This window comes from Vibrio sp. R10-SG3-ISO3, assembly GCF_059834225.1.
Window position 1 is genome coordinate 1 of record NZ_JCBDHE010000006.1, and the last position, 7,919, is coordinate 7,919.

Annotated in this window: 9 protein-coding genes; 3 read left to right on the forward strand and 6 right to left on the reverse strand. The window is 48.5% G+C overall.

Translation table 11 applies throughout. From position 1 onward, the window contains the following. The 6 genes from AC6R1A_RS00925 to AC6R1A_RS00950 all read right to left on the reverse strand — a co-directional run. A partial coding sequence (locus tag AC6R1A_RS00925; protein ID WP_500633263.1) for a ferric reductase-like transmembrane domain-containing protein occupies window positions 1-267 on the reverse strand: 267 nt, incomplete at its 3' end. A gap of 133 nt (window positions 268-400) precedes the next feature. After that, a complete protein-coding gene (locus tag AC6R1A_RS00930) occupies window positions 401-1,201 on the reverse strand; it encodes a Cof-type HAD-IIB family hydrolase (protein WP_500633264.1) in 801 nt (266 codons plus the stop codon). Window positions 1,202-1,266: 65 nt separating this feature from the next. Beyond that, window positions 1,267-2,364 carry a GGDEF domain-containing protein gene (locus AC6R1A_RS00935; RefSeq protein WP_500633265.1) on the reverse strand — a complete coding sequence of 366 codons (1,098 nt, stop codon included), beginning with the start codon at window positions 2,362-2,364 and terminating at the stop codon, window positions 1,267-1,269. Next, on the reverse strand, window positions 2,345-2,827 hold the full coding sequence (locus tag AC6R1A_RS00940; protein ID WP_500633266.1) for a putative pterin-binding protein: 483 nt from the start codon (window positions 2,825-2,827) through the stop codon (window positions 2,345-2,347). The genes AC6R1A_RS00935 and AC6R1A_RS00940 overlap by 20 nt, the downstream gene beginning before the upstream one ends. 194 nt (window positions 2,828-3,021) lie before the next feature. Continuing rightward, window positions 3,022-4,392 (reverse strand): YjiH family protein, encoded by a 1,371-nt coding sequence (locus AC6R1A_RS00945; RefSeq protein ID WP_500630883.1) that lies wholly within the window; start codon window positions 4,390-4,392, stop codon window positions 3,022-3,024. A 235-nt stretch (window positions 4,393-4,627) separates the two neighbouring features. Further along, window positions 4,628-5,287: a YoaK family protein gene (locus tag AC6R1A_RS00950; protein WP_500633267.1), complete on the reverse strand. Its 660-nt coding sequence runs from the start codon at window positions 5,285-5,287 to the stop codon at window positions 4,628-4,630. Between the two features lie 248 nt (window positions 5,288-5,535). On the opposite strand from AC6R1A_RS00950, the gene AC6R1A_RS00955 reads away from it, so the two are divergent. The 3 genes from AC6R1A_RS00955 to shyA all read left to right on the forward strand — a co-directional run. Next, window positions 5,536-6,147 carry a hypothetical protein gene (locus AC6R1A_RS00955; RefSeq protein WP_500633268.1) on the forward strand — a complete coding sequence of 204 codons (612 nt, stop codon included), beginning with the start codon at window positions 5,536-5,538 and terminating at the stop codon, window positions 6,145-6,147. 101 nt (window positions 6,148-6,248) lie between these two features. Next, window positions 6,249-6,548, forward strand: coding sequence for an isoamylase early set domain-containing protein (locus AC6R1A_RS00960; RefSeq protein WP_334553297.1), 300 nt, complete (start codon window positions 6,249-6,251; stop codon window positions 6,546-6,548). 196 nt (window positions 6,549-6,744) lie between these two features. Beyond that, window positions 6,745-7,919, forward strand: a 1,175-nt coding sequence (gene shyA, locus AC6R1A_RS00965; RefSeq protein ID WP_500646130.1) for a peptidoglycan DD-endopeptidase ShyA, incomplete at its 3' end; no start/stop codon positions are given.

A 7,919-nucleotide genomic window follows, 5' to 3' on the forward strand; every position in this document is an offset into this window, starting at 1 on the left:
CACCAGTACACCACCCGCGATCCCCGTCCACTTGTGAAGTCGGTAAGATTTGTCTAACCCTTGCGTGACCTGTTCAACCCAATCTAGGCGTAGTGCCAACACCATGGTGAGAGACATCAACATGATAGCCACAATGCCTGAGTACTGAATCAGTGCCGAGCGCCATTGAAATATAAGCGATGAACCCAATAGTGACGGCTCAGCGAATAGCCATAGCCCCGTCACGAGAGCAGCCATCATTGCGATGCCGACGAGAACCCGTTTCATGACAAATCCTCCCTCTATTTGGCTAATTAAAGCGTAGCAAGCCGGGTGTCAAGTAAGGTCAAGTCGTGTAAATGTGGGTAAAGGAGAAGAGTAAACGTCATACTGCGCGACGCTTACTCTATCAACGCCGAGGTTAGCTGAGAAGGGTGGCCTTGATCACCTTAAACACCCCTGCCTCTTTATTACTCGGCGCAAGAAAACGGGCGACCTCTTTCACTTTCGGATGCGCGTTATCCATGGCGTAGGAGTGGTAGCTCACTTTGAGCATTTCTAGGTCATTGAGGTAGTCGCCAAAACTCATCGTCTGTTCGAAAGAGAAACCCAGTGTGGATTGTAGATGCTCGATCGCCGCGCCTTTGGAGGCGTGTTTGTTCATAATGTCGAGCCAGATTTTTGCGCTCACCACCACTTGGTGAGAATCGCCAAAGTGCGAGGACACACTTGGGTAAACCAGCGCTTCGCTGCCACCGAAATGCAAAATGGCGACTTTGATAAAGTCATCGTCAACGTCGAGAAGATCCTCGACATACTGACAGCGATGATAATACTTTTTGAACTCGTTGAGCGCTTCTTCTGCTTGGGTTTCGATGTATGCCGATTGAGTACCACACAGCACGATGTAGGCGCCGTCTATGCGTCTCGCCTCTCGAATAATATCGGCAATATCTTGCTTGTCGATTTCACAGCGGTAGAGCTCTTGACCTTGATGCATCACCAGCGTGCCGTTTTCGGCAATGAACATCATACGATCTTTTATTGGGGCGAAGGTTTCCATCAGGCTGTAGTACTGTCTGCCTGAGGCCGCGGCGAAAATGATCTCTTTCGCTTCGAGTTGTGGATAGAGTTCGAAAAATTCCGGATTCAGCTGGCTGTTTTCATCGAGCAGCGTACCGTCCATGTCGGCAGCAATGAATTTGATCGGGTGTTGAGGCATAAGGTTAATCATTGACGAAGTGGATTTTCGGCCATGATACCATTGATTAATCGTCAAAACAGGCGTTAGCCAATGGATTTCTGTTCAAGCTTGGCAAACTTCATTTCGTACATATTGGCATCGGCAATAGAGATGAGTCGGCTCAGTGATGCACCATCATGCGGGTAGTGCGCAGTACCAATACTGGTCGATAGGGAGACTTGGGTACCCGTGCGGATAGCAATAGTCTTTCTAAAGCAGCTTTCAATCTGCTTCCAGTGATGCTGTGGATGCGTATCCCCAAGGTAGACTAAAGCAAACTCGTCGCCGCCGATTCGATAGCAGTAGGCTTCCAGTCTATTAAGGCGATGGGCAACCGTGGCGAGCACTTCATCGCCCGCTTGGTGACCATGACGATCATTCACTTCCTTAAAGCCGTTTAAGTCTAAAAGGTAGAGGTTGAATGACTGGCCTTGTTCCACCCACTCGGCCATATCGTTGAACATGGCCAACCGATTGGACACTCCGGTGAGAGAATCGGTGAGCGCCAATTGCTTGTGGTAAATGGCCTCTTTGTGAATGATGTAGCCGACTAAACACGCGCAGACAAACAGCAATACCATCAAGACAAATTGCGCCTGGGTTAAACTTTGCGCTTGGCTCATTTGTGACAGGTAGAGCGGACTTTTAATTCTAAAATTGGTGTTGACGTACTGAATCATCGACATGTAGAGCGCGTCAATATCATCGCACAGCGCTTTGGCCTGATCCAGTGAGTTGAGCGCTATTAGCTCGGGTTCTAGCTGCTTAAACTGACGGAACAAGTCACTAAAGAATGAGGCGGCACCGGGAAGACTAATCAGGTTGTCCGCCTCTTTGCTACTGAGAAGTATGTCGAAACGGCTCCAGGTCAACTCATATTTGAGTAAGGTGCGATCGTAGTACTCTTCACTGTCCGCTGCGAACGGTGTAATCGCTCTGAGTTCAGAAAACTCTTTGTTTAACTGAAACAAAAACCATGTGGCTTGGTTTTGCTGTTCATTGTATGAGGCCGCTAACTGGCGTGTTGAGGTAAGAAAATAGAGGTTAATGATGAACAGGGTTGCCGAAAGTACGATTAACAGTACTTTCGCTTTGGCAAGAATGGTGTGTAAGTGGTCGTCTTTACTCTTTGGACTCATCATCGGCGGTATGCACTAATATCTCATCGATCTGCCACACCATTTGTGAACGAAATGCAGCATTATCTATTTCAGGGAACTGACTTAAGTTAAAGACCAGCCAATAGGGGCCTTTATTTCGCACTTTCATTTTTTCTCCATCCATTTCGTACGCCACGATAGGCTCGTACTTAAGAATGTCTTCGATTCTTGAGCTCGCCGCGTAATCATTTAGGGCGACAAAAGAGACGGAGAAGGTATTGTTCGCGCGGTAGTAATCAACTAACGATGAGACTTTGAAGCCGGTGAAGGTTTTTTTGCCGTCGAACCAAGGTAGGGTCGTAGAGAAGGTAGAGGGTTCGAAATTCGCTATGATGTCTTCATGAGAGAGGGTGATAGGATCGCGATCGGTGATGCGAATCACTAAGCTAGAGGCTGAAGCACTAAAAACAGACAACGCAGCGAACAGCGCAAGCACTCTTCTCATGATCTCTCCCCAAAGGTCCGGACAATAACGTCTTTTTAATATAATTATTGATTATATGATTGTTTTGCAGGTGAGCAAAACCTTTTATCAATATTGATTCTTATTTATTGAGTATAGACAACGCACAGAAACCGCAAAGCCCCGCTATGAAATCCATAGCGGGGCTTTGCGTCAATCGTCACCAGAGGCGCACATTAGAAGATCAAATGCGCGACACCCGCAATCACAGGTAAGGTGATGAGCGTACGCAAGATAAAGATGGCGAACAGCTCAAAAATATTGACAGGAATGCGGCTCCCAAGCAGCAGTGCACCCACTTCAGACATGTAGATTAGCTGGGTCACAGACATCGCAGCGATGACAAAGCGCGTCATTTCGTTGTCGATAGAAGCTGCAAGGATGGCAGGGATAAACATGTCCGCAAAACCGACCACCATGGTTTGCGACGCCGCTGCGGCTTCTGGGATTTGTAGTAGCTCTAGGAATGGGATGAATGGCTGGCCTAAGAAGGCAAACACCGAGGTGTACTCAGCAATCACAAGTGCAATCGTACCCAGACCCATAACCACTGGCAGTACGCCAAACACCATGTCAACAGCGTTACGCACACCTTCAGAAAACACGCCTTTTAACGAGGTCACTTGTGAGGCTTTCTTCAGGGCCAACTCTAGACCCCAAGTGAAGCTGTTATGTCCAGCTGGCAGAGCGTCCGCTTCGGCATCCGGTTTAGTACCGTCGATGAAGGTGTCTTTCTTGTAGCTTAGGGGTGGCAGTCTTGGAATGATGATCGCGGCAACCACACCGGCTAAACAGATAGCGCCGTAAAAAGGTAGGAATAGGTGCTCAAGTTCGACTTGGGCCAATACCACCAAACTAAACGTAATGGAGACGGCAGAGAAGGTCGTACCAACGACCGCCGCTTCGCGTTGCGTGTAGAACTTGTTTTCGTACTGCTTACTGGTCAGCAGGATACCGACGGAGCCATCGCCTAGCCAAGAAGCCATGCAGTCAATCGCACTGCGTCCAGGTAGATTGAATACTGGGCGCATGACTTTGCTGAGCAAGGTGCCAAACAATTCTAGCAAGCCAAAGTTGAGCAGCAAAGGAAGCAGCAAGCCAGCAAAAATGAACACAGAGAAAAGAGTTGGCAACAAACCTTCCAGCACTAGGCCGCCGGTGTTTTCTTCCCAAATCGCCTCTGGGCCCAGTTGGAAATAGGTCATCGCAACGGCAAGACCACCGATCACACGCACAGCAAGCCAAAGTGGTGATGGGTTAAACAGGCCGTTTAAAAAGTCGCTGTTGGCAATAAAAGCTGGCGTTTTAATACGGCAAAGCAGCGAGGCAACCGCCATGAAGCTAATGATGGACGTCACCATGCCGACCAGAGCGTCACCGAACAGTGCCTGAATCGATTTCGCCAATACGGCCACAGGGATAGTGATGTCACCGTCAAACGTGATCGGCGCCATAAAGACAAACAGACCCAACAAAGACGGAATAAAGAACATCCAGAAGTTCTTCTTCCCTTTTGGCTGATTGATAGATTGAGCGTTTTCTTGCATTACAAATCTCGTGTTACATCTGGTCAATAGTATTGCCGTATCCCTTGGCATACATATTCACTAAACATCCCTATTTAGTCATGGGGCGCAAGATTACTGCCTTTTGTCATGCCGTGCAATACTATTCAATAATTATCCTTAAATATTCAGACATAAACTCGATATTAGCTTGGTAATGCAGTAATTTGTTTTGTGAATGTTAAATTGTTTGGGATTGTGTTGCAACTAAGCGGGTTTATTTGGGTGAAATATAGAGGTAGAGCCAATAGCTGAGCGCGAGACACAAGGCAAGGGTAACGGGCGCAAGCAGTGCTGCAATGCTGAGCTGTGCATATAAAACCGCTCCGGCAGTGCCGCCGAGCAAGAATCCGGCGAAAATAAAGGAGAAGAGTTTGGCTTTACGATAATCGAACTTTTCCCCGCGCAAGCGTGCACCGATCATAATGCCCAAATCAGTGACGATACCCGTCATGTGGGTGGTGCGCACAACCGCGCCGCTGAAGGTGGTTAACATGGCGTTTTGCAGCCCGCAAGCAGCAGACGCGAGATATTGACCACTGGTGTGCCCCTCCTTAAGCAACAGGTAGGCGAGCAAAAGTAGCCCACTTTCAAAGCAGAGTGCCACCCCGTAGCGGCGGCCCAATTTCAGCGCGGTGCTTTCGATAAAGACGCCACTGAGTATCGCGCCGAGCAGAAAGCTGAGTACCACCCATAAGAGGTGCAGCGTCTGTTGATCGAAGAGGTAGAGGCTGGTGCCCAGTAGTGTCACGGTACCCGAGATATGAGACACGGACTGGTGCTGGAAACCCAACAAGCCAATCGCATTGACGGTTCCGGCCAGTAGTGCCAATAAAAATGCGCCGTGCTCCACCCAGCGTGGTAGTTTTGAAATCACCGTGATCCCCCTTTTGTTAAGCAGGACATTATACGCGTCAGCCCAAAAGTTGCAGCTGACTTATGTGGCCTCCTTATCTGGCTTCTTAGCAGAACGCGCATGGTGATTTCGTGGTGGCACAGAGCCGTAGGCGAAATTAATCGTGGATAGGCGTTTTGCCTCACTGACCCGCCTGTTACTATATGTTTGAAAATACGATGTGTTTGAAAATCACCCTCTTTGAAGAACTCTGTTGTGAAGTGATCATCATGAAAAAGCGCCGACTTCCCATTCCCCTTATTTTATTGATTCCGATTGTCCTGCTGGTGGTCGTTGCCGCAGCCGGTCTTTACCGCTTCAGTTTGTCTGATGAGGAGATTCGAGCGAAGTTTCCTCAGCCTACACCGACGCAAGATGCTCTCATGCAACAGGTCTTTGGCATTGCGACGCCCAATCCCTGGACGATTAAAGTTCCAGAAACCACCGCCTACAGCTTGCTTACTCGACGTCAAGACGCAAGAGCGATAGGCCAATATCAAGACGGTGAAGTACGCGGTGATATTTGGGTCGACACGCATCAATTGATCGAACTGGGAGAGGGCCGCTACGCCGCGCCGCTCATCGTATCCAATCAAGGCAGTGGTCTTTTTTACTATCTAGCCCTGTTTGAATATGACTCCGCTCGCCAGAGAATGATCTCGCGTGATGCGTTACTGCTAGGTGATCGAATCGTGGTGGAAGCGGTAGAGCGCAATCAGGATGTGATCGCCGTTACACTGCGAACTCGTGAGGAAGATCAACCTATGAGTGAGGAACCCAAAGTAACGCGCACTATAATGATGACTGTGACCGAACAAAATAGTTGGGCAATTCGACCATAGTATTAATAGGGTTTTACATTGTTTTTGATGCAAACTGTTGCGCATATTTGTAAGCTAGCAAGCATGAGATGGACATTTTAACGTCGTTAACGGAGTAAACTATGATCAACAAACGTTTTTTCAAAACCAAAGATGAAGTCGAAGTCACCTTCGAGTTGGATGCAGCAAACGCTGACCAATCGGTGGCACTCGTCGCAGATTTTCTTGATTGGCAACCGGTCGAAATGAAGAAAGTGGCGAAGTCGAAAAGCTTCAAATTCAAAACCCGACTACCCAAAGACCAACACTTCGAATTTCGTTATTTGGTCGACAACAACAAGTGGGTCAATGATGCCAATGCAGACCAATATAAGCCGAATGGCTTTGGTGATGACAACGGCTTGCTATCGACCTATCAATAGAACGTTTAGGGTTTTAGCGACATCAACTGCAAAAAGGCGCGTAAGCGCCTTTTTCGATCCAATCTTTACATTAGAAAAGATGACTTTTAGTGGATAAATTCGTAATCTTACGGCTTCGTTATTTCTCTCTATAGGTAGCATTGTGCAAGCGAAAAGTCTGACATTACGCTTGAAAGAGCTCTCTAAGCGAAAAAAGATGGCCGTATTAAGTTTACCGATTTTTATCGCTGTGGCTTTGTCGTCTGCGCCGAATTCAGGTCGCTATCATCGCACTATTGAGCTTTCTCTCCCAGAATCCACACTGATGAATGACTGGCTCGCTGAACACGACGAGACGGTGGATATCCCAGATTACGAATACGTGATCCAATCAGGCGATAACCTAAGCACCATTTTTAATCAATTGGGCTTTGGTTATAGCGAGCTGATGCAGATCATGGAGACGGATTTAAACTATCTTGCTCTAGATACACTGCGCCCTGGTAATACCTTGCGTTTTTGGCGTGATGAAAACCGTAAACTGGCGAAGATGGAGCTTGAGTTTAGCTTGGTCGAGCGTGCAGTTTACACCCGGTTGGATGATGGCAACTATGAGTACAGCGACGTCAAAATTCCAGGCGAATGGAAAGCCTTTCCAATGGTGGGCGAAATCAACGGCACCTTCTCGCAATCTGGCTACGCGCTTGGCCTTGGCAGCAGCGAAGTCGACCAGATTGTCAGCTTACTGAAAGATAAGATCAATTTTGCTCGTGACTTGCGAGCGGGCGATCGTTTCGAAGTGGTACAGTCTCGTCAATACGTCGGTGAAACGTTGACGGGTAATCGCGAGATACAAGCGGTTAAGATCCACAATCGTGGTCAAACCCTCTCGGCGTATTTGCACAGTGACGGCCAATACTATGATGCGAAAGGGGACAGCCTACAGCGTGCGTTCCAACGTAAGCCAGTCGGTGGCAACTATCGCTTAAGTTCGCACTTTAACCCTACTCGCCTGCATCCTGTGACCGGACGTGTTGCACCGCACAACGGCACGGACTGGGCAACCCCAACCGGTACTCCGATTGTCTCAACGGGCGATGGCGTTGTCGTCATGACACGTGACCACCCTTACGCAGGTAAATACGTGGTGATTGAACACGGCAGCCGCTACAAAACGCGTTATTTGCATCTAAGTAAAATCTTAGTTCGCAAAGGCCAAACGGTAAGTCGTGGGCAGCGAATTGGTTTATCTGGAGCGACGGGGCGGGTAACCGGCCCCCATATCCACTACGAACTCCTTGACCGCGGCCGCGCGGTGAATGCGATGAAAGCCAATATCCCGATGGCCAACTCGGTTCCAAAAGCAGAAATGGCGAGCTTCAAGGCGCGCAA

Excerpts from the sequence above, each read along its gene's own strand:
- AC6R1A_RS00930 (WP_500633264.1), bottom strand. The coding sequence starts at position 1,201 with ATGCCTCAACACCCGATCAAATTCATTGCTGCCGACATGGACGGTACG.
- AC6R1A_RS00935 (WP_500633265.1), bottom strand. The coding sequence starts at position 2,364 with ATGATGAGTCCAAAGAGTAAAGACGACCACTTACACACCATTCTTGCC.
- AC6R1A_RS00940 (WP_500633266.1), bottom strand. The coding sequence starts at position 2,827 with ATGAGAAGAGTGCTTGCGCTGTTCGCTGCGTTGTCTGTTTTTAGTGCT.
- AC6R1A_RS00945 (WP_500630883.1), bottom strand. The coding sequence starts at position 4,392 with ATGCAAGAAAACGCTCAATCTATCAATCAGCCAAAAGGGAAGAAGAAC.
- AC6R1A_RS00955 (WP_500633268.1), top strand. The coding sequence starts at position 5,536 with ATGAAAAAGCGCCGACTTCCCATTCCCCTTATTTTATTGATTCCGATT.
- AC6R1A_RS00960 (WP_334553297.1), top strand. The coding sequence starts at position 6,249 with ATGATCAACAAACGTTTTTTCAAAACCAAAGATGAAGTCGAAGTCACC.